Source organism: Nocardioides sp. GY 10127, assembly GCF_004919085.1.
Lineage (GTDB): Bacteria > Actinomycetota > Actinomycetes > Propionibacteriales > Nocardioidaceae > Nocardioides.
In genome coordinates this window covers 410,078-430,599 of sequence record NZ_STGL01000007.1, presented here as the reverse complement: position 1 = coordinate 430,599, position 20,522 = coordinate 410,078, and the positions used below count along the sequence as shown (strand labels likewise).

Genomic DNA, 20,522 nt, shown 5'->3' with positions numbered 1-20,522 from the left:
CCCGAGTCTGTCACGCGGGCGCGACCCGACCGACACGGGTTCCCCGGGCTGGACGCCCACCGGGCACACGGATCACGGGGTCGTCACAGGGCCGTGTCGGCCGTTCCGGGGCGGCGCCGGAGCCGCTAGCGTGCGGCACACCACACGCGGGCCGCCGGCGCGTGCGGTCGGGGACCACACCGGCACACCCACGGAGCACCGTCCATGAGCTACGACGCACCGCCGCCCTACCCGCCCTACGGCCAGCAGCCGGGGCAGCCCTACGGGGCACCGCCCAACCACCCGCAGGGCACCACGATCCTCGTCCTCGGCATCCTCAGCCTCGTCTTCTGCTGCTTTGGCCTCCTGCCCGGCATCCCCGCCTGGGTGATGGGGCAGAAGGCGCGCAAGGAGGTCGCCGGCGGCGCGGTCTACGCCAACGCGGGCCTGATCACCGCGGGCTGGATCTGCGGGATCATCGGCACCTGCCTCTCCGCGCTCTTCGTCTGCTACCTGCTGTTCGTCCTCATCGTCAGCGTTGCCTCCGGCTCCGGCTACTGAGCCTCGCTCTGAACCGTCAGGCGCGCCGGGGCTTCGTCCTCGGCATCGTCGGCGTGGCCCTCTGGGTCATCGTCGCCATCGCCAACGTGTCGGGCGCCCTGAACTACTGACGAGCAACCCACGCAGCACCGCCCCCGTCCCTGCTCGAGGGACGGGGGCGGTGTCACGTGCGACGTCGATGGGGAAGGACGGGCGGACCCGTCAGGGGGCCAGCCACTCCCCCGGCCCGAACGGCAGGTTCCGCAGGACGGTGAAGGCCGCCAGCACCGCGACCGTGACGACGACCAGCGGGCGCTGGAGGCGGGCGGGCACCCGCTCGAGCGGGCTCGGCCGGCCCAGCCAGCGGTCCCGGGTCCACATCAGCAGCAGCACGACGGCCACCGGCAGCAGGACCACGACCAGCACGTTGCTCGACAGGGCGGCGCCGACGTCCCCGCGGGTGAGGTCGTTGACGGCGCGCAGGCCCCCGCACCCGGGGCACCACACGCCCAGCGCGGCGCTGGGGCACAGGCCCCAGGAGCCCTGGTCGTGCGGGTCGCGGACGTGCAGCGCCACGGTGGTGGCGGAGAGGGCCGCGATGGTGGCCAGCGGCGTGACCAGCCGGCCGGCGGGCGAGCGCAGGGTCCAGGACGCCGGCGGGGCCGGCGTCCTGAGGACCTCAGGAGTCGTCACGCGCCCTCCCGCGGGGGTGTCAGCTGTTGTAGCCCATCTTGGCCATCACGCCGTAGACGGCGATCGACGCGAGGGTGATGACGACACCGACCCAGAAGATCGGCATGTTGATCGGCTCGAACAGGAGGCCGATCGCGCCCACGAGGACGCCGACGAGGCCGACGACCACGGCGCTCCAGGCTGCGGGGGTGTTGCCGTGGTGGCTCGACATGGGCGGTGCTCCTCGCGTGGGTGGTGACACGTGCAGTGCGGCCTCGGGGTGGTCCCGGGCGCGGCGGCGCTCAGTCTAGGTGGTCGGCGGCCTCGGGGTCGCGCTCGGGGTGGTCCGCCGTGTCGTCCGCCGTGTCGCGATCCGGCTCGTCGGCCTCGCCCGTCGGGTCGAGGCCGGCGTCCATCGCCTTCCACAGGTCCGTGCTCGTGACGCCGTCCGCGCCGACCCGCGCCGCGGCGGCCGAGGCCGCCGCTGCCGACGCCGCGCCGGCGGGCGCGTCGTACCGGCTGCCCATCTCGGGCCACCGGGGCACGAGGACGACGGTGGCGGCCATCGCGACGACGAGGACCAGCGCGCCCAGGACGGCCGCGAAGTACCAGGCCGTGGGCGAGGTGCTGCCGTCCGCGCCGACCGAGGCCAGGGTGTCGGCGATGGTCGAGCGCACGCCCCACCACCCCTGGACGGCGGCGGCGACCGAGGCGAGGGAGGCGAGCAGCCCCAGCACGGCCACGCCGCGCCGGACCCGGCCCCGGGTCACCAGGACGACCCCGATGGCCGCGAGCGCGACGAGGGCGGTGGAGGTGACGGCGGGCAGCGTGAGCGCGTCCCCGGTCGTGAGGGTCATCTCGGCGACAGTGCCCCCGGTGCCGTCCGCCGACGCCGAGGCAGCGGGCTTGCCGCCGGCCACGGCCGCCAGGGCGCCCGAGGCGAGCGCGAGGACGAGCACGGCGCCCATCCGGGAGCCGCGGCGCCGTTCCTTGCCGTCCACGGGCGCGGCCTCAGGCACGGGCGGGCGCCGTCGACGGGAGGAGGTCGGCGTCGAAGCAGGTGCGGTCGCCGGTGTGGCAGGCCGCGCCCTCCTGGTCGACCTTCACCAGCAGCGTGTCGCCGTCGCAGTCGAGGCGCACCTCGCGCACCCACTGCCGGTGGCCGGAGGTCTCGCCCTTGACCCAGTACTCCTGGCGGGAGCGGGACCAGTAGGTGGCGCGGCCGGTGCTGAGCGTGAGGGCCAGCGCCTCGTCGTCCATCCAGCCCAGCATGAGCACCTCGCCGGTGTCGTGCTGCTGGACGACCGCGGGCACCAGGCCGTCCTCGGTGCGCTTGAGTCGGGAGGCCACGGCGGGGTCGAGCTCGGTCACGCGACCCATCATCCCTGTCCGGCCGCTCCGGCCCGCATCGGGCCGTCCCCCGCGGAGGGCGCGCGCCCCTGCTGGGCGACCCAGGACGCGTGCAGCCCCGCGTAGACCGAGCCCACCTGGGCCACCAGCTCGGCGTGCGGGCCGCGCTGGACGACGCGGCCGGCGTCGACCACCAGCACCTCGTCGGCGGCCTCGGCGGTGGAGAGCCGGTGGGCGATCGTCACCGACGTCCGCTCGCGCATGAGCCGCTCCAGCGCCCGACCGATCCGCATCTCCAGGGCGGGGTCGACGGCGCTGGTCGCCTCGTCGAGGACGAGCAGGTCGGGGTCGGCGAGGTGGGCGCGCAGGAGGGCGACGAGCTGCCGCTCCCCCGCGGAGAGCGACTCGCCCCGCTGCCCCACCCGGGTCTCCAGTCCGCGGGGCAGGCCGGCGAGCCAGTCCCCCAGGCCGAGCGCGTCGGCGCTCGCGCGGATGGCGGCCTCGTCCGCGTCGATGCGTCCGTACCGGACGTTCGCGGCGAGGGTGTCGTCGAACAGGAAGCCCTCCTGGGGCACCAGCACGACGCTGCGCCGCAGGTCGGCCTGCGCCACGGCGCGGAGGTCCACCCCGTCCAGCAGGACGCGGCCCTCGCTCGGGTCCATGAGCCGGGTGAGCAGCTTCGCGATCGTGGACTTGCCCGAGCCGGTCTCCCCCACCACCGCCACGCGGCTGCCGGGGGTGAGCGTGAGGTCGACGTCGTGCAGCACCGGCGCACCGCCGGGGTAGGCGAAGCCGACGTGGTCGAAGGTGACCTCGATCGGTCCTGACGGCAGGGGCACGCCGTCCGCGCCGGGATCGGAGAGGTCGGCGGGCGTCTCGAGGATGCCGATGACCCGGCGCCACCCGGCCAGCGCGTTCTGGGCGTCGGTGAGGATCTGGGTGCCCATCTGGACGGGGCCCACGAACAGCGTCACGAGGAACGCGAACGCCAGCACGGTGCCCAGGGTCATGGAGTCGGTGCCGAGCCAGCCGCCCGGCATGAGCCAGATGCCGACCACGACGACCCCCGCGTTCGCCAGGCCCGCGGACACGCCGCCCAGCGAGAACGAGAACGCCGTGTAGCCCTGCGCGCGGAACGAGGCGGCCTTGTGCCGGTCGATGGCCTCGTCGATGCGCGCCTGCGTGCGGTCGGCCACCGCGTAGGAGCGGACGACCGCCGCGCCCACCACCGGCTCGGAGACCGCCGAGAGCATGGCGCCGACCTGCCGCCGGACCACGCCGTAGGCCTCCGTGAGCCGGCGCTGGAAGAACCGCAGGCTGAGGAAGAGCGGCAGGAAGGCCAGCCACACCACGAGCGTGAGCTGCCAGGAGTAGACGGCCATCACGACGGTGGCGAGCAGGATCTGGCCCACGCTCACCACGAAGAGCAGTCCGCCGAAGACGAGGAACTGGCTCACCTGGTCGACGTCGCTGGTCACCCGCGCCACCAGCGCGCCGCGCCGCTCGGTGTTCTGGGTGAGCAGGGGCAGGTCGTGGACGTGCCGGAACGCCTTCGTGCGCAGCGTCGCCAGGCCCTGCTCGGCCGCGGTGAACAACCGGGCGGTCATCAGGTAGGAGGCCACGGCGGTGAGGACGACGGCAGCAGCCGCCAGCAGGCCCATGAGCGCGGTGAAGGCGAGGTCGGGCCCGCCGTCCGCGGCCAGGCCGCGGTCAAGGGTCTGCTGGACGGCGATGGGGACCACGACCTCGCCGCCCGAGGCGAGGACGGCGAGCAGGGTGGTCACGCCCAGGCCGCGCCGCAGCTCCGGGGAGTGGCGCATGCCCAGACGGATGGTCTCCAGGCCGCCGAGGCGGTCGCCGGTGTCGAGCGCGGTGCCGCTGGTGCTCATCGGGTCTGCTCCTCGTCGGTCTCGTAGGCGTTGACGAGGCGTGCGTAGTCGGGGCTGGTCGCCAGCAGGTCGGCGTGCGTGCCGCGGGCGACGATGCGGCCGGCGTCCAGGTGCACGACCTCGTCGGCGAGGCCGATCGTGGCCTTGCGGTAGGCGACGACGAGCAGGGAGGGCTGCTCGTCCCCCGCGGGGCCGCGGCGCAGCGCGGCGAGGATGCGCCCCTCCACCTCGGGGTCGACGGCCGAGGTGGCGTCGTCGAGCACGAGCAGGCGGGGCCGTCGCACGAGGGCGCGGGCCAGGGAGATGCGTTGGCGCTGGCCGCCGGAGAGGGACGTCCCGCGCTCGCCGAGCCGGGTGTCGAGACCCTGGGGCAGCGCGGCGACGAAGCCGTCGGCCTGGGCCGCGCGCAGCGCCGCCCAGACGTCCTCGTCGCTGACCTCGGCGCCCAGGGTGACGTTGCCGCGCACCGTGTCGTCGAAGAGGAACGGGGTCTGCGGCACGACCGCCACGGAGCGCGCGAGCTCGCCCTCGGCCAGGTCGCGCAGGTCGACGCCGTCGAGGCGGATGCTGCCGCCCTGGGGGTCGACGAGGCGCGTGACGAGGCTGGTGAGCGTGGACTTGCCCGAGGCGGTGGCACCGACCAGGGCGATCGTGCGGCCCGGCGGGACGGTGAAGGACACCTCGCGCAGGAGCGCCGTCCCGGACTCGTCGTAGGAGTAGGCGAGCGCGTCCACCTCGAGGTGGGCGCCGCCCGCGGCCTCCAGCCGGGTCTCGCCGTGGGCCATCGAGCCCTGGGCGTCCAACACCCGGGAGACCCGCTCCCAGCCCACGACCGAGGCGGGGAAGTTGCCCAGCAGCCAGCCGATGGAGCGGATCGGGAACGCGACCACCGTGAGCAGGTAGGCCACGGTGACGACGGCGCCCGCCTCGATCGCGCCGGACTCCACCCGACCGACGCCCACCGCCAGGACGACGAGCACGGCGATGTTCGGCAGTGCCGCCAGGGCGGGGTCGAAGGCGGCGCGGATACGGCCCGCGCGGACGTTGGTGCGACGCAGCTCGTGGGCCACCGCCCCGAACCGGGCCGTCTCCTCCTGCTCGCGGCCCAGCGTCTTGACGACCATCGCGCCGTCGAAGGACTCGTGGGCGATCTCGGAGAGCTCCGCGCGCAGCTGCTGGGCGCGCGTCATGAGCGGAGAGGAGAGCCGCTGGAAGACCAGGTTGGAGCCCACCACCGCGGGGAACACCGCGAGACCGACGACCGCCAGCACGACGTCCGAGGCGAACATCTGGGCGACCGCGATCACCATCATCGCGATCGTGCCGACCGCCATCGGGAGCGGCGCGATGGGACTCCAGGCCGCCTCGACGTCGGAGTTCACGTTGCTCAGCAGCTCGCCCGTCGGGTGCCGCTGGTGCCAGGCCATGGGCAGGCGCAGGTACTGCCGGCTCACCGCGCGGCGCGTGTGCGCCTGCATCCGGTACTGCATGAGGCCCGCGCCCACGCGGCGCGCCACGATGCCAACGGCCCGCAGCAGCGCGATGCCGAGGAAGATCGCCAGCACCGCCCAGAGCATCGAGGCGTCCGTCTCCCCCGTGGTGAAGGCGGGGGTGAGGACGTGGTCCGTGGCCCAACCGAGGGCCCACGCGTCCGCCACCGTCAGGGCCCCGAACAGGACGCTGCCCACGGTGCTGATCGTGAACACCCACGGCTCGCGGCGGATCGCGACCCCGAGGACCTTGAACCCGTCCCAGGTCGTCGCGGCCCGGCTTCGGCTGCCGACCAGCGCGTCGTCCGCCTCGTTCCCGGCGTCCTCTGCGTCGGCGACCGGTGAGGTCGTGGTGCTGCTCATGTGCTCCCGTTCGTCCCTGCGTGCTGCCGACCAGCAAGAACCCGCGCGGCGTCCCCGCGTATTCCGTCACGGTCAGCCGGGGCTCAGGTGTGGGCCGGCCTCACGCCGGATCGCCGAACAGCTTTCGCTCGATCTCCTCGTCCAGGGCCCCGGAACCACGAAGCCAGACGTCCAGCAAGGTCTTCTTCGCGTCGTCCCACGCGTCGGTCATGTCCCACCCGAGATAGGTGCCGAGTCGCGGTATCAACTGGTCGACAACGACCAGCGCCGGCAGGCAGTTGCGCGCCAGGTCGCGGGCGCGCCACTGCTCGTTGCCCCCTCGGGGGTTGAGTGCGTCAACGACGACCAGCATCAATGCCTCGCGGCTGTGCGCAACCGCGGACATGCTTCGCCAGACCGAGGACCCGAGATCTCGTTCGAGGATCTCCTGGATCACGGTCTGTGTCGTGTCCTTCGGATGGATCGAAGGAAGACCGCGACTACGGCGGTCTGTGTTCTTCACCGCCAGGCCGAGGCCGGCCACGCCCGTCGAGATCGCGTCGATCTCCCTCTCGAACCAATCGGCCTCATCGAGGCCGCCGGAATGCTCGTACCGCGCCTCGCCCAGCTCGGCTAACCGCAGGTTCAGCGCTCGTCGGAGCCTGTCCTCACGAGGGACCGTGGAGTCCGCCAGGTGAGCGGCGGTCGCGGCCGCCTCCATGGCTGAACGGGCGAGGGAGACGGGAGCCCTCATCAGAGTGGTGGCCGCAGTGAGCTGCGCAAGCCCTTCCAGGTGCTCGACGGTCGCCGCCACCAGCCTTTGGATCAGGTCGAGAGAGATCCTGATCGGATTGTCGGCGAACCCGACCAGCGACTCAGCCCACTGCAGGTCCTGATCGGCCGGCGACCCCGGGGCCGGGTGGAAGTCGTACTCGTCAGCCTCGCTCTTGTCGTCACCGAGGGAGTCGTACGCACTGGTCCGGCGAACGTTCAAGTGGGCGTGCAGGTCCTTCGCATTCTGAAGAAGGATCATCCCCATGATCTCGGCGGTCGGGCGTTCGGCGGCGATCGCCGTCTCTCGGGCGCGGGCTTCCTCCAGCAGAGCGAGGAATGCCTCCACCTCTGCCTCGGAGGACTCGTCATCCTCAGCGTTGCTCGCACCACCTGCCATGACCGGCATCCTCCCAGCGACCTACTTCCCGGGGCGGCAGACGTGCACGCTCGTCCGCAGGAGTCACGAGTTCCGACGTGGCAGGTCCCAGGGGCCCGGGTCGTGTGACACCCCGCGCGACCAATCCTGTCCGGTGAGCACGAGGGAAGCTTACCCTCACCTCGCACCAGCCCAGAGAACACCACTTTACCCAGATAGAGGCACGTCATTCGTACGCACGTTCCCTAGACTTCCCCCATGACCAGCACCGCGGAGCGAGGCCCGGGAGCGGCGGGGGCACAGCACCCCACCGACGTCCTCCTGGCGCGCGCCCGCGGGGCGAGGAGGGCGCGTCACCTCGCCGACGTGGCGCTGGCCCAGGCGACGGTCGGGTGGGTCGAGGCGCACCCGGAGCAGGCCGTGCTGGCCCCGGCGAACGCCGTGGCTTACGCGGCGGACACCCCCGCCTTCCTGCACGGCGACCGCCCGCTCGAGCTCGGCGGGCCTGGCTCGCCCCTGGTGACCGAGGCAGCGGTGGTCGAGTGGGCCGCGGCCCTCGGGATGTCCACCGACGCGGGCCGCGCCTTCGTGGGCCAGGTGGTCGAGCTGCGATACCGGCTGCCCCGCACCTGGGCAGCGATGACGCGCGGCACGGTGCTGGGGTCCGAGGACGAGCTCGTCCTCGCGGACGCGGAGGCCCTCGACCACGCGCTCCCCTGGTTCAAGGCCCGGCTCGTCGCCCGGGCGACCCTGCACCTCCCGGCCGCCGGCGCGGACTTCGTGGACGCCCAGCTCGCGGCGGTCGCCCACCGCGTCGGCCCGGCCGCGCTGGAGCGCCTGGTCACCGAGGCCCTGGTCCGCTTCGACCCCGAGGCCGCGGAGCAGCAGGCGATCGACGCCGCCGACACCCGGCACGTGCGGTTCGCCGAGACGACGCTCGGCCACCGGATGGTCGACCACACCGGCGTCGTCTGCGTCGACGCCACCCTCGACGTGACCGACGCGGCGGACCTCGAGGCCGCGCTGGCACAGGTCGCCACCGAGCTGCGCGAGTCCGGGCACACCGGCTCGCTCGACGCGCGCCGCGCCGCCGCCCTCGGCGAGATCGCCCGGCGCCAGCTCCAGGGTCGCTGCCCCCAGCACCCCGACCACCCCGCTGCGCCGACCACCCGCGACCTCACGCTCTACCTCCACGTCTCGGAGGACGCGGTCCGCGCCGCGGCCGACGGCACCGCCGCGTCCGACCAGCAGCCGCTCGCGCGGGTCGAGGCCGGCCCCGGCAGCCTCGGGCGGCTGGGCGGCGGGTTCACGACGCTCGAGGTGCTCGCCCGGTGGGTGACCGAGTCCCCCGCAGGCACCCGGATCACGATCAGACCGGTGATCGACCAACGGTTGCCCCGCCACGCCGAGGCCTACGAGTTCCCGGACCGCCTCAAGGAGCAGGTCCGGCTCGCGGAACCCACGTGCGTCTTCCCGTGGTGCCGGCGGCCCTCCCGCCGCGCTGACGTCGACCACGTCCGTCCCCACGGCGACGGCGGGAGCACGTCGACGGCCAACGCCGCGCCGCTGTGTCGCACCCACCACCGGGCCAAGACCCACCTCGGCTGGGCCTACGAGCGCGCCGTCGACCTCGGGGGCTGGCGCTGGTGGACGCGCCGCGGGCGGGCGTACCTCGTCACCCCGCTCGGCACCACGGCGCTGGCCGACACCCGCGCGTCAGCGGGCACCGCCGCCGTCGCCTGACTCCCTCCCCAGGGTGCCGCTCCTAGGCTCGCAGCATGAGCACCCGCAGCACCCCGTTCGTCCGGCGCGAGCGCGAGTCGCTGGGCGACCTCATGCTCGAGGTCGGCCCGGACGTGCCGACGCTCTGCACCGGCTGGACCACGCGCGACCTCCTCGACCACCTCCTCGTGCGCGAGCGGGCACCGTGGGCGGCCGCGGGGATCGTCGTCCCGCCCCTGGCGCCGCTCACGGCCCTCGCGACCCGGCGCGTCCACCGCGTGGCCTGGCCCGACGCCGTCGCCCGCTTCCGGACGCCGCCCGCGCCGCTGCGGCCGGTGGCGGCGCTCGACGCGCTGGTCAACACCGTCGAGCTCGTCGTCCACCACGAGGACGTGCGTCGCGGCGCCGGCCTGGCGGGGGACCGCACCACGGCCCCGCGCCCGCTCCACGCCGACGACCGCGACGAGGTCTGGCGGGCGCTGCTGCGCATGCGCCGCGTCCTGGCGCGCCCCGCCCGCACCGGCCTGGTCGCGCTCCGCACCGACACCGGCGAGCGGCACGTGCTCCGCCCCGGGCCCGAGCCGGTGACCATCACCGGCGACCCCGTGGAGCTGCTGCTGTTCTGCTGCGGCCGCTCGGCCTCGCAGGTGGAGGTGACCGGCTCCCCCGCTGCCCTCGCCTCGCTCGACCGCTCGGCGTTCGGCTTCTGATGCCCCGCGTCCACCTGCTCGCGGGCCTGCCAGGCGCCGGCAAGACCACGCTCGCGCGGCGGCTCGAGCGCGACGTGCCCGCCGTCCGCTTCACCCTGGACGAGTGGGTGCAGCGGCTGCACGGCGTGGCCCAGGGCCACCGCGACTTCCCCGTCGCGGCCGTGCGCTGCCAGGAGCTCGTGTGGGACACGGCCCTCCAGGTGCTGGCCAGCGGCACCGACGTCGTCCTCGACTGGAACTGCTGGAGCCGCGCCCGTCGCGCCACGTGGCGCGACCGCGCCCTGCGCGCCGGCGCCGACCCCGTCCTGCACCACCTCGAGGTCGACCTCGACACCGCCGTCGGGCGGCTGGGCCCACGCGCCGACGCCGTCCACCACCTCGCGGGCCTCTTCGAGCCCCCGACGCCGGACGAGGGCCTGCTCATCGAGCGGGACGAGGCCCCCGACCCCGCCCCGCTGCCCGAGCGCGCCGTCGCGGTGGTCCTCGACCCGCGCCCGGGCGACCCGACCGGGCCGGCCGTCCTCGTGGTCCTGCGCCGCCGGCACGGCACGTCCTACGCCGTGCTGCCCGGCGGCGGGGTGGAGCCCGGCGAGTCCGTGCCGGAGGCCGCCGCCCGCGAGCTGCGGGAGGAGACCGGGGTCGAGGCCGTGGTCCGCGATCGGCTCGCCTGCCTGGAGCACCCCGACCGGCGGGCCCACTACCTGCGACTCGAGCCCCTGGAGTCGGCCCGGACGGCCCCGACCCTGTCCGGGCCGGAGGTCTCCACCGTCACGAACCTCTACCGCCCCGCGTGGGTGCCGGTGGCGGACCTGGACGCCGTCGACCTGCGGCCGGTGGAGGCCCGCGACGTGGTCCGTGCCGCGGCGGCCCTGACACCGGACCGCTAGGGTCTGCTCCCGTGCCGCTGTTCTCCCGCAGGAAGCCCGTCGTCCCCGCCTCCGAGGTCGACACCCACCTGAGCGACGACCTGGCCCTGCTCTCCGGAGCCGCCCAGGGCGACGTCCAGGGCGACGTCCAGGGCGACGCCGGCCCGTGGGCGGCCCGCCTGGACGCCCTGGCCGCGCAGGGCCGCTGGACGCACCACCACCTGCTCGTGGAGCACGCGGCGCGGCTCGAGGCAGAGCGGCCCGGCGCCCTCGCGGCGTGGCAGGGCAGCGGTGCGCCCACCGCCCGGGCGGTCCTGGCCGTCCGCGCGGCGTGGGAGGCGCGCTCGGGTGCCCGCGCCGCCGACGTCAGCGCCGACCAGTTCGCCGCCTTCCACTCGCTGCTGGAGGAGGCGGGCACCGTCATCGGCGCCGCGCTGGACGCCGACCCGCGCGACCCCACCGCCTGGGCCGCCGCGTTCCACCGGGCCCGCGGGCTCGAGCAGGACGCCACGCTCTTCCACCAGCTGCTCGCCGGCGCCGAGCAGGCCTCGCCGCACGGCTACGAGTGGCGGGTCGCCGCCGTCGAGCACGTCTCCCCCTGGTGGTTCGGCACCGCGGAGACCTCGTGGGACCTCGCCCAGCACCTCGCGCGACAGGCGCCGGGCACCCGCTGCGAGCTCCTGCCCGCCGCGGCGGCCAGCCGCGCCTGGTGGCACGAGAAGACCACGGTGACGAAGGCGATGCTCACCGAGGCGCTGCCCCAGGCCTTCGCCCACCTCGACGCTCTCGCGGCCGGGGACGACGACGTGGAGCTGGTGAGCGCCGGCTCCGAGCTCGCCGGACGGCTGGCGGCCGCCGAGCTGGACGCCGAGGCGGTCCGGGCCCTCGCACCCCTCGGCGCCCGCCTGTGCAGCGTGTCGTTCGGGGCCTGGTTCCACGACCCCGTCGCGGTGCACCAGGCCCTCCTCCAGCGCCGCCGCTGAGGAGGGCGGGCGCTCAGCGCACGGGGTAGGACGCCGCGCGCAGCGTGTCCTTCACGTCCCCGATCCGCAGGGTGCCGAAGTGGAAGACGGTGGCCGCCAGCACCGCGTCCGCCCCGGCCTCGACGGCGGGCGGGAAGTGCTCGAGGGCCCCGGCCCCGCCGGAGGCGATGACGGGCACCGACACCTCGGACCGCACGGCCCGCAACAGCTCCAGGTCGAACCCGTCCTGGGTGCCGTCGGCGTCCATCGCGTTGAGGAGAATCTCCCCGGCGCCCAGCTCGCAGGCCCGGTGCGCCCACTCCACGGCGTCCAGCCCGGCGGACTGGCGACCACCGTGCGTGGTGACCTCGAAGCCGGAGTCGGTGCCGGGCGCGCGGCGGGCGTCGACCGAGAGCACGAGGACCTGGTTGCCGAAGCGGTCGGCGATCTCGGCGACCAGCTCGGGCCGGCGGATCGCGGCGGTGTTGACCGCGACCTTGTCGGCCCCGGCGCGCAGCAGGCGGTCGACGTCCTCGACCGACGAGACGCCCCCACCCACGGTGAGCGGGATGAAGACCTCCTCGGCGCAGCGGGAGACCATCTCCATGGTCGTCGCGCGGCCCTCGTGCGAGGCGGAGATGTCGAGGAAGGTCAGCTCGTCGGCGCCCTCGGCGTCGTAGGAGCGGGCCAGCTCGACGGGGTCACCGGCGTCGCGCAGGTCCAGGAAGTTGATCCCCTTGACCACCCGGCCGCCGTTGACGTCCAGGCACGGGATGACGCGGACGGCGAGGCTCATGCCCGGCCCTGACCTTCGGAGGGCAGGGTGAGCGCGAGCGCGTCCTCGAGCGTGAACCGCCCCTCGTAGAGCGCGGTGCCGGCGATGGCGCCCTCGACGCCGACCTCGACGAGCCCCATGAGGGCCCGGATGTCGTCGAGCGTGGTGACGCCCCCGGAGGCCACGACGGGCGCGTCGGTGGCGGAGCAGACGTCCTTGAGCAGCTCGAGGTTCGGGCCGGCGAGCATGCCGTCCTTGTTCACGTCGGTGACGACGTAGCGGGCGCAGCCCTCGGAGTCGAGCCGGTCGAGCACCTCGTAGAGGTCGCCGCCGTCACGCGTCCAGCCGCGGGCGGCGAGCGTGCGGCCGCGGACGTCGAGGCCGATCGCGATCCGGTCGCCGTGCTCGGCGATGATCCGCCGGCACCACTCGGGGTTCTCCAGCGCGGCCGTACCGATGTTGACCCGGGTGCAGCCGGTGGCCAGCGCGGAGGCGAGCGACTCGTCGTCGCGGATGCCGCCGCTCATCTCCACCTTGATGTCGAGCGCGCCGACGATCTGCGCCTGGAGCTCACGGTTGGAGCCCCGGCCGAAGGCCGCGTCGAGGTCGACGAGGTGCAGCCACTCGGCGCCCGCCTCCTGCCAGCGCATCGCGGCGGCGATCGGGTCGCCGTAGGCGCGCTCCGAGCCCGCCACGCCCTGCGCGAGCTGGACGGCCTGGCCCTCGGTGATGTCCACCGCCGGCAGCAGCTCCAGGTAGTCGCTCATCGTTGTCCTCTTCACTCTCGGTCTTCGTCAGTCTGGTCGGGGGGTGGGGTGCGGGTGGCGCCCTCGGCGCGGAGGGATCAGCGCCGGAAGAACAGGGTGTAGGCGACGGGGGCGGCGAGGACGACGACCACGCCGGTGAGCGCGACGGCGGCCCAGTCCCGCGTGATCGCCCCGGCCAGGACGACGACCGCCGACCCGCCCGCGAGCACCGCACCGGTCCGTCGCCGCCGCTTCTCGGCCAGCCGGCCCTGGACCCGCCCGCGTGGCCCGCCGGTGAGCCCGACGGCGTCCGTCACGGCCCGGAACGGCGCCAGGAGCCGGCCGCGCCACTGCGCCCGTCGGGCCGCCCGCTCCTCGCGCAGCCGCCGCTCGGCCGCCCGCGCGGCCGCCTCGGCCTCACGCTCGGCCCGGCGTCGGGCGCGCTCCCTGCTCATCGGTCGTCTGCTCGGCGTGCGCGCTCAGAGGGTCGCGACCCAGTTGCGCAGCAGCGCTGCGCCGGCGTCGCCGGACTTCTCCGGGTGGAACTGGGTGGCCCACAGCGGGCCGTTCTCCACGGCCGCGACGAACCGGTCGCCGCCGTGCTCCGCCCAGGTCACGAGCGGTGCCTTGGTCCGGTCGTTGGTCTCCAGCGTCCAGTCCCGCACGCCGTAGGAGTGGACGAAGTAGAACCGCTCCCCCTCCAGGCCGGCGAACGCCGCCGTGCCCTCGGGGGCCTCCACCGTGTTCCAGCCCATGTGCGGCACCACGGGCGCCTGGAGGCGCTCGACGACACCCGGCCACTCGTCGCAGCCGTCCGTCTCGACCCCGTGCTCGATGCCCCGCGCGAACAGGACCTGCATCCCCACGCAGATGCCGAGCACCGGACGGCCGCCGGCGAGCCGCCGACCGATCAGCCGGTCGCCCTTGATCGCCTTCAGGCCCGCCATGCACGCCGCGTACGCGCCGACGCCCGGGACGAGCAGGCCGTCGGCGGCCAGGCCCCTCTCGAAGTCGCCGGTGAGCTCGACCTGCACGCCCGTCCGCTCCACGGCCCGCACGGCCGAGCGCAGGTTGCCCGAGCCGTAGTCGAGGACGACGACGGTCTTGGTGGCGAGCACGGCCGGGTCGACGTCCTGACCCGCCCCGACGGGGGCCTGCGCGCTCAGAGCGCGCCCTTGGTCGACGGGATGCCGGTCTCGCGCGGGTCGATCGCGACGGCGTCGCGCAGTGCCCGGGCGAAGGCCTTGAACTGGGTCTCGACGATGTGGTGCGGCTCCCGGCCGGCCAGCACGCGCACGTGCAGGCAGAAGTGGCCGTGGAACGCGATCGACTCGAAGACGTGCTGGGTCAGCGACCCGAGGTAGGAGACGCCGGAGCCGCCGAGCTGCACGTACTGCTGGCCCTCCGGCTCGCCGGTGTGCACGCAGTAGGGACGGCCGGAGACGTCCACCGTCGCGTGCACGAGGGCCTCGTCCAGCGGGACCGTGGCGTCGCCGAAGCGGCGGATGCCCTTCTTGTCCCCCAGGGCCTCGCGCAGCGCCTGCCCCAGGCAGATGGCGGTGTCCTCGGTGGTGTGGTGGGCGTCGATCCACGTGTCGCCCTCGCTGATCACGGTGAGGTCGATGAGCGAGTGCCGGGCGAGCGCGGTGAGCATGTGGTCGTAGAAGCCGACACCGGTGGAGATCTCGTGCTTGCCGGTGCCGTCGAGGTTGACCTCGACGACGACCTTCGACTCGCTCGTGGTGCGCTCGACGCGGGCGGTGCGGGTCATGCCTTGTCCTCCGTAGCGGGGTCCATCAGTGCTCCCGCGGGCGTCGCCAGGACGGCGGCGGTCGCCTCGCGGAAGGCGGTCATCTCCTCGGGCGTGCCCACCGACACGCGCAGCCAGCCCGCCGGGCCGACCTCGCGCACGAGCACGCCGTGCTCGAGGAGGGCCTCCCAGTGGGCGTGCCGGTCGGCGAAACGGCCGTAGAGCACGAAGTTGGCGTCGCTGTCGGCCACGGCGAGGCCCTGCTCGCGCAGCCAGGTCACGACGTCGTCGCGCTCGCGGCGCAGGTCGTCGACCTTGCCGAGCAGCTCGGGCGCGTGCCGCAGGGCCGCCAGCGCGGTGGCCTGGGTGACCGCGGAGAGGTGGTAGGGCAGCCGGACGACGCGGATGGCGTCCAGGATCGCCGGGTCGGCCGCCAGGTAGCCCAGGCGTCCGCCGGCCAGCGCGAACGCCTTGCTCATCGTCCGGGAGACGACGAGGTTGCGGTGCGCGGGCAGCAGCTCCAGCGCCGACGGCGTCCCCTCGCGGCGGAACTCGCCGTACGCCTCGTCCACGACCAGCAGGCCGCCGTAGGCGCCGGTGGCCTTGCAGAGCACCTCGATCGCCTCGGGCGGCAGCGCCGTGCCGGTGGGGTTGTTCGGGCTCGGGAGCAGGACGACGGTCGGCTGCTCGGCCTCGATCAGCTCGCGCGCGGCGTCGACGTCCAGCGCGAAGTCCTCCGCGCGGTGGCCGGTGACCCAGCGGGTCATCGTGTCGCGGGCGTACTCGGGGTACATCGAGTACGTGGGAGCGAACGAGCAGGCCGTGCGCCCCGGGCCGCCGAAGGCCTGGAGCAGCTGGAGCATGACCTCGTTGGAGCCGTTCGCGGCCCACACCTGGTCGGCCGTGATCGTGAAGCCCGCGGCCACGGTGTCGCGCGACAGGTAGGCCGCGAGCCCCTCGCGCAGGGCGACGTGCTCGCGGTCGGGGTAGCGGTTCAGGCCCAGCGCGGCCTCGCGCACGGACGCGGCGATGTCGTCCGCGCACGCCTCGCTGGGGCCGTAGGGGTTCTCGTTGGTGTTGAGCTGCACGGGCACGTCGAGCTGGGGCGCCCCGTAGGGCTCCAGCCCGCGCAGCTCCTCGCGGATCGGCGGGAAGTCCACGGCGCGCCTCAGCCCTGGTTCTCGGCGCCGGTGGCGGGGTCAGCGGCGAAGCGCACGCGGACGGCCTGGGCGTGGCCCGGCAGGTCCTCCGCCTCCGCCATCGTCGTCACGTGGTCGGCCACGTCGGCCAGGCCGGTGCGGTCGTAGGAGATGACGTGCACCGACTTGGTGAAGGCGCGCACCGAGAGGCCCGAGGAGTGGCACGCGCAGCCCGCGGTGGGCAGCACGTGGTTCGACCCGGCGCAGTAGTCGCCGAGGCTCACCGGGGCGTGCGGCCCCACGAAGATCGCGCCGGCGTTGCGGACCCGGGCGGCCCACGCGTCCGCGTCGACGGTCTGGATCTCCAGGTGCTCGGCCGCGTAGGCGTCCACGACGGCGAGGCCCTGCTCGAGGTCGTCGACCAGCACGATCGCGGACTGCTTGCCCGCGAGGCTCGTGCGGATGCGCTCGACGTGCTTGGTCGCGCTGACCTGCTTGTCCAGCTCGGCCTCGACCTCGCCGGCCAGGGTCTCGCTCGGGGTCACGAGCACGGACGCCGCCAGCGGGTCGTGCTCGGCCTGGCTGATGAGGTCGGCGGCGACGAACGCCGGGTCGGCCGTCTCGTCGGCCAGGATCGCGATCTCGGTGGGCCCGGCCTCCGAGTCGATGCCGACCGAGCCCTTGACCAGGCGCTTGGCGGTGACGACCCAGATGTTGCCGGGGCCGGTGATGAGGTCGACGGGCGCGCAGGGGCCGGCGCCGTAGGCGAACATGCCGATCGCCTGGGCACCGCCGACCGCGTAGACCTCCTCGACGCCCAGCAGGGCGCAGGCGGCGAGGATGCTCGGGTGCGGCAGGCCGCCGAACTCCTTCTGCGGCGGGCTGGCCAGCGCGATGGAGCCGACGCCGGCCACCTGGGCCGGCACGGTGTTCATCAGCACGCTGGAGATGAGCGGCGCGAGGCCGCCGGGGACGTAGAGGCCGACGCGGCCCATCGGCACCTTGCGGTGGGTGACGACGGCCCCGGGGCCGAGCTCGGTCACGGCGTCGGTCTCGAGCTCGTTCGCACAGGTCGCGCGCAGGCGGCGGATCGACTCCTCCAGGCCGGCGCGGAGCGCCGGGTCCAGCTCGTCGAGGGCGAGCTGCATCGCCGCGGCGGGCACGCGGACGTCGTCCAGCGCCACGCCGTCGAACTTCTCGCTCATCTCGAGGATGGCCTCGATGCCCCGCTCGCGGACGTCCGCGAGGATGCGATGGGTCGCCGGAACCGCGGCCTCGACGTCGAAGTCGGCGCGCGGGAGGGCGGTCCGGTAGTCGAACGGCTCCCCCGGCGCACGACCCGTGGCAGAACTACGCAGGTCGGTCCGGCTGATCATGGCCCCGAGTCTAGGCGGGGGCGGCCGACCCGGCGCAGTCGCGCTCCCCACGTGGACGCCGGGACGGAAGCCGACGTGGACGCCGACGCGCCCGGCACGGGCACCACCCGGACGTGGGGGCCGCGCTCGCTACGGTGTGGACGTGGACGCCACCTTGCCGATGTTCCCGCTGAACTCGGTCTCCTTCCCGGGGCTGACGGTGCCGCTGCGCGTCTTCGAGGAGCGCTACCGCGCCATGGTGGAGCACCTGATGGACCTCGAGGACCCGGCCGAGCGGATGTTCGGCAGCGTCGCGATCCGCGAGGGCTACGAAGTGGGCGAGCACGGCGCGCAGTCGCTCTTCCGGGTCGGCGTCCGGCTGCGGCTGACGCAGTGCCGCGAGCGCCCGGACGGGACCCTGGCCGTCACGGCCGTCGGCGTCGACCGGTTCGAGCTCGACGGCCTGGAGCGGCACCCCGACGGCGGCTTCCCGCTCGGCCGGGTCTCCGCCCGTCCCGACAGCGACGGCGACGTGGACGACGCCCTGCTCCAGGCGGCCCGCAGCACGTTCACCGCCTACCGCGCGGCCCTGGCCGACCTGGCCGGCGACCCGTGGGAAGGCGCGCTGCCGCGCGACCCGTCCTGGCTGTCCTGGGCCATGGCCGCCGGGGCGCCGCTCCCCCTTCCGGACCGGCAGGAGCTGCTGGAGACCGACACCGCGGCCGAGCGTCTGACCCACGTCGTGGGGCTGCTGCGCGAGGAGCTGCGCGCGATCAACGTGATCCCCTCGCTGCCCGCCACCGACGTGGCGCGCACCCGCTGGTCCCCCAACTAGCCGGTCCCCCAACTAGCTGGTCCCCCAACTAGCCGGTCCCCCGACCAGCCGCCCGACCCGGCCTGCACCCCACCCGCGATACTGGCGCCCGTGGCGAAGAAGAAGCAGGCCCCGGGCGGGACCCCCGCCACCGTCGCGCTCACCGCGGCAGGCGTGGAGTTCACCACCCACCCCTACGAGCACGACCCGCGCGCGGCGTCCTTCGGGCTCGAGGCGGCACAGGCGCTGGGCCTCGACCCGGACACCGTCTTCAAGACCCTGTTCGCCGACCTCGACGGCGAGCTCGTCGTCGGCGTCGTGCCCGTCACCGGCCAGCTCGACCTCAAGGCCCTCGCGCGGGCGCTGGGCGGGAGCAAGGCGGTGATGGCGAGGCCGGCCGACGCCGAGCGGGCCACCGGCTACGTCGTCGGCGGCATCTCCCCCGTCGGCCAGAAGAAGGCGCACCGCACCGTCGTGGACGAGACGGCGATCCTGCACGAACGCGTCTACGTCTCCGGCGGCCGCCGGGGGTTCGACCTGGGTCTGGCCCCCGACGACCTCGTGGCGGTCACCGGCGCGGTCCTGGCCGAGATCGGCCGCTGACCCCGCTCGCGGGAGCCCCGCTCAGTCGGTGGTGGTGATCCGCAGCAGCCCGGTGGCGACCCCGTCGGAGTAGGACACCGATCCGCCGACCGCCGAGAGCGCCGCGTAGTCGGACTCCGCCAGCCCGGTCTCGGCCAGCAGCTCGCCGGCGAGGTCGGAGCCGGCGAGACGGACGAACACCGCACCGTTCGCGGAGTCGGCGTCGGGCACCGCGGCGGCGAAGACCGGGTCGGAGCCGAGGTCACCGCCGGCCGCGACCTCGTCGCCGTAGTCGTTCCCCGTCACCACAGCAGAGCCGCCCGAGGGCAGGTCGACGACGCTCAGGGCGTCGTCGGGCTGCTCGGTCGAGTACTGCTGGGAGCCCGTGGAGAAGCCGAGGTAGTAGCCCACGACGGGGTTGAGGACGTCCAGGAGCGGCTGGACGTCGTCCGCCGAGCCGCCCAGCAGCAGGGCGAGCGGGTAGGCGTCCGCCGAGGTCGACGCCAGCGCGTTGTTGAGGTCGAGGCCGGGGCCGAGGGCCAGCCCGAGCTGGTCACCGAGCGCCCCCTGCACGTCGTCGAGCCCGAGGCCGAAGGACGACTGGAGCTCGGTGTCGAGCTCGTCGGCGCTCAGGCCGGTGGCCGCGGACATCGCCGTGGCCAGGGTGGTGACGTAGTCGTCCGGGAGCCCCAGGGCGAACGCCGCGTCGGTGTCGGACGGCAGTCCGGTGAGCACGTCCCCGCCCGTGGACCGGCCGTCGACCGCGTGGACGAGGTCGCCGGAGAGCTGGAGGCCCGCCTGGACCTCCAGCGAGGAGTCGGCGAACCGGACCTGGAGACCCACGCCCTCCAGGCTGGACTCCGACTCGGAGGCGTCCGGGACCGTCTGGCCCTGCTCGGCCAGGAAGTCGGCGATGGCGGACTGGATGCCGGGAGACACGTAGGCGGACAGGATGCCGGGGTCGCCCGCAGGCGCCATCGTGTCCGCGTAGTCGGTCGAGTCGGCCAGCGACCCCTCGTCGAGGGCGGCGAGCGCGTCGTCGAGGTGCTCGCTGGTGTCGGAGACGTAGAGCCAGCCGTCCCGGACCTCGTGGACGGCCGAGGCCTCGCCGTCGCCGCCCGTCTGGGCGTCGGCGCAGCCCTGGAGGGCGGCGAAGCCGTCGTCCGCCGCGTCCTCGTCGGTCACCTCGACAGCGACCACGACGTCCGCGGAGTCGGCGGTGAAGCCGCCCCGCACGGAGACGCCCATCCGGTCGCCCAGCCACGGCTCAAGGTCGTCGGCGTAGCTGACGTCGTCGCAGCCGGACTCCTCCAGCAGGCGCCCCACGAGGGCCGCCTTCACGTCGACGTCGGTGGGGCTGCCGTCGAGGCCGAGGGACTCGGCCAGCGCCGGGAACTTCTGCAGCGTGGAGAGCGCCTCGACCTTCTGCTCGCCGCTGGGGTCCAGCGTGAGGCCGACGAAGACCAGCGAGTCACCGGGCAGGGCGTCGGCGGCGTCGCCGCCGTCGGAGGTCCACCACCACGCTGCGGTGGCACCGCCCCCCACGAGGACGAGGGCGGCCACCGCGCCACCGACGGCGAGCCCGCGACGACGCCGGCTCGACGGCCCCTTCTCCACGGGGCCACCCGCGTTCGGCTCGAGGTACTCGGGCTGGTCGGGGTGCTGCTCAGTCATGCCTACGTCCTCGAG

Annotated in this window: 22 protein-coding genes; 7 read left to right on the top strand and 15 right to left on the bottom strand. The window is 74.5% G+C overall.

The features are described from left to right. The first annotated feature begins 204 nt into the window (after positions 1-204). Positions 205-540, top strand: a complete 336-nt coding sequence (locus E8D37_RS14415; protein WP_136570447.1) for a DUF4190 domain-containing protein — start codon at positions 205-207, stop codon at positions 538-540. 201 nt (positions 541-741) lie between these two features. On the opposite strand, the gene E8D37_RS14410 is transcribed toward E8D37_RS14415, so the two are convergent. The 7 genes from E8D37_RS14410 to E8D37_RS14380 all read right to left on the bottom strand — a co-directional run bounded on the left by E8D37_RS14410 (position 742) and on the right by E8D37_RS14380 (position 7,433). Beyond that, the gene (locus E8D37_RS14410; RefSeq protein ID WP_136570446.1) at positions 742-1,212 is read right to left on the bottom strand and encodes a DUF2752 domain-containing protein; all 471 of its coding nucleotides are present in this window, start codon (positions 1,210-1,212) and stop codon (positions 742-744) included. A 19-nt stretch (positions 1,213-1,231) separates the two neighbouring features. Beyond that, entirely contained in the window at positions 1,232-1,423 is a 192-nt protein-coding gene (locus E8D37_RS14405; protein ID WP_136570445.1) for an HGxxPAAW family protein, read from the bottom strand. A gap of 70 nt (positions 1,424-1,493) precedes the next feature. Next, positions 1,494-2,210, bottom strand: a complete 717-nt coding sequence (locus E8D37_RS14400; RefSeq protein WP_136570444.1) for a Trp biosynthesis-associated membrane protein — start codon at positions 2,208-2,210, stop codon at positions 1,494-1,496. After that, complete coding sequence (gene hisI / locus E8D37_RS14395; protein WP_240770444.1) at positions 2,203-2,562, bottom strand: phosphoribosyl-AMP cyclohydrolase; 360 nt, start codon at positions 2,560-2,562, stop codon at positions 2,203-2,205. The genes E8D37_RS14400 and hisI overlap by 8 nt, the downstream gene beginning before the upstream one ends. 8 nt (positions 2,563-2,570) lie before the next feature. Next, positions 2,571-4,430, bottom strand: a complete 1,860-nt coding sequence (locus E8D37_RS14390) for an ABC transporter ATP-binding protein (RefSeq protein ID WP_136570442.1) — start codon at positions 4,428-4,430, stop codon at positions 2,571-2,573. Then, positions 4,427-6,283 carry an ABC transporter ATP-binding protein gene (locus tag E8D37_RS14385; RefSeq protein ID WP_136570441.1) on the bottom strand — a complete coding sequence of 619 codons (1,857 nt, stop codon included), beginning with the start codon at positions 6,281-6,283 and terminating at the stop codon, positions 4,427-4,429. The genes E8D37_RS14390 and E8D37_RS14385 overlap by 4 nt, the downstream gene beginning before the upstream one ends. Before the next feature lie 100 nt (positions 6,284-6,383). Further along, a complete protein-coding gene (locus E8D37_RS14380) occupies positions 6,384-7,433 on the bottom strand; it encodes a hypothetical protein (RefSeq protein WP_136570440.1) in 1,050 nt (349 codons plus the stop codon). A gap of 237 nt (positions 7,434-7,670) precedes the next feature. Here E8D37_RS14380 and E8D37_RS14375 point away from each other — a divergent pair, with 237 nt between their 5' ends. Genes E8D37_RS14375 through E8D37_RS14360 form a run of 4 tightly spaced genes read left to right on the top strand, consistent with a single transcriptional unit; the run spans position 7,671 to position 11,693 of the window. Then, the gene (locus E8D37_RS14375; RefSeq protein ID WP_136570439.1) at positions 7,671-9,155 is read left to right on the top strand and encodes an HNH endonuclease signature motif containing protein; all 1,485 of its coding nucleotides are present in this window, start codon (positions 7,671-7,673) and stop codon (positions 9,153-9,155) included. Between the two features lie 35 nt (positions 9,156-9,190). After that, positions 9,191-9,844, top strand: coding sequence for a TIGR03085 family metal-binding protein (locus E8D37_RS14370; RefSeq protein ID WP_136570438.1), 654 nt, complete (start codon positions 9,191-9,193; stop codon positions 9,842-9,844). Continuing rightward, complete coding sequence (locus E8D37_RS14365; RefSeq protein ID WP_136570437.1) at positions 9,844-10,731, top strand: AAA family ATPase; 888 nt, start codon at positions 9,844-9,846, stop codon at positions 10,729-10,731. The genes E8D37_RS14370 and E8D37_RS14365 overlap by 1 nt, the downstream gene beginning before the upstream one ends. Before the next feature lie 11 nt (positions 10,732-10,742). Next, positions 10,743-11,693: a hypothetical protein gene (locus tag E8D37_RS14360; RefSeq protein WP_136570436.1), complete on the top strand. Its 951-nt coding sequence runs from the start codon at positions 10,743-10,745 to the stop codon at positions 11,691-11,693. 13 nt (positions 11,694-11,706) lie between these two features. Here the strand turns inward: E8D37_RS14360 and hisF are convergent, their stop codons facing one another. The 7 genes from hisF to hisD all read right to left on the bottom strand — a co-directional run bounded on the left by hisF (position 11,707) and on the right by hisD (position 17,458). Further along, positions 11,707-12,468 (bottom strand): imidazole glycerol phosphate synthase subunit HisF, encoded by a 762-nt coding sequence (hisF, locus tag E8D37_RS14355; protein ID WP_136570435.1) that lies wholly within the window; start codon positions 12,466-12,468, stop codon positions 11,707-11,709. Continuing rightward, positions 12,465-13,214: a bifunctional 1-(5-phosphoribosyl)-5-((5-phosphoribosylamino)methylideneamino)imidazole-4-carboxamide isomerase/phosphoribosylanthranilate isomerase PriA gene (gene priA, locus E8D37_RS14350; RefSeq protein WP_136570434.1), complete on the bottom strand. Its 750-nt coding sequence runs from the start codon at positions 13,212-13,214 to the stop codon at positions 12,465-12,467. Before priA ends, hisF begins: the two co-directional genes overlap by 4 nt. Before the next feature lie 77 nt (positions 13,215-13,291). Continuing rightward, complete coding sequence (locus E8D37_RS14345) at positions 13,292-13,648, bottom strand: hypothetical protein (RefSeq protein WP_136570433.1); 357 nt, start codon at positions 13,646-13,648, stop codon at positions 13,292-13,294. A gap of 24 nt (positions 13,649-13,672) precedes the next feature. Beyond that, positions 13,673-14,311 carry an imidazole glycerol phosphate synthase subunit HisH gene (hisH, locus tag E8D37_RS14340; protein ID WP_136570432.1) on the bottom strand — a complete coding sequence of 213 codons (639 nt, stop codon included), beginning with the start codon at positions 14,309-14,311 and terminating at the stop codon, positions 13,673-13,675. 44 nt (positions 14,312-14,355) lie between these two features. Further along, positions 14,356-14,964: an imidazoleglycerol-phosphate dehydratase HisB gene (gene hisB, locus E8D37_RS14335; RefSeq protein WP_136570431.1), complete on the bottom strand. Its 609-nt coding sequence runs from the start codon at positions 14,962-14,964 to the stop codon at positions 14,356-14,358. Next, a complete protein-coding gene (locus E8D37_RS14330; protein WP_136570430.1) occupies positions 14,961-16,103 on the bottom strand; it encodes a histidinol-phosphate transaminase in 1,143 nt (380 codons plus the stop codon). The genes hisB and E8D37_RS14330 overlap by 4 nt, the downstream gene beginning before the upstream one ends. An 8-nt stretch (positions 16,104-16,111) precedes the next feature. Further along, positions 16,112-17,458 carry a histidinol dehydrogenase gene (gene hisD / locus E8D37_RS14325; RefSeq protein ID WP_136570429.1) on the bottom strand — a complete coding sequence of 449 codons (1,347 nt, stop codon included), beginning with the start codon at positions 17,456-17,458 and terminating at the stop codon, positions 16,112-16,114. 142 nt (positions 17,459-17,600) lie between these two features. Between hisD and E8D37_RS14320 the strand changes: the two genes are divergently transcribed. Both E8D37_RS14320 and ybaK read left to right on the top strand, forming a co-directional pair. After that, positions 17,601-18,272, top strand: a complete 672-nt coding sequence (locus E8D37_RS14320) for an LON peptidase substrate-binding domain-containing protein (RefSeq protein WP_136570428.1) — start codon at positions 17,601-17,603, stop codon at positions 18,270-18,272. 90 nt (positions 18,273-18,362) lie between these two features. Continuing rightward, positions 18,363-18,854 carry a Cys-tRNA(Pro) deacylase gene (gene ybaK / locus E8D37_RS14315; protein WP_136570427.1) on the top strand — a complete coding sequence of 164 codons (492 nt, stop codon included), beginning with the start codon at positions 18,363-18,365 and terminating at the stop codon, positions 18,852-18,854. Between the two features lie 21 nt (positions 18,855-18,875). Here the strand turns inward: ybaK and E8D37_RS14310 are convergent, their stop codons facing one another. Continuing rightward, entirely contained in the window at positions 18,876-20,507 is a 1,632-nt protein-coding gene (locus E8D37_RS14310; protein ID WP_136570426.1) for a DUF3352 domain-containing protein, read from the bottom strand. Between the last annotated feature and the right edge of the window lie 15 nt (positions 20,508-20,522).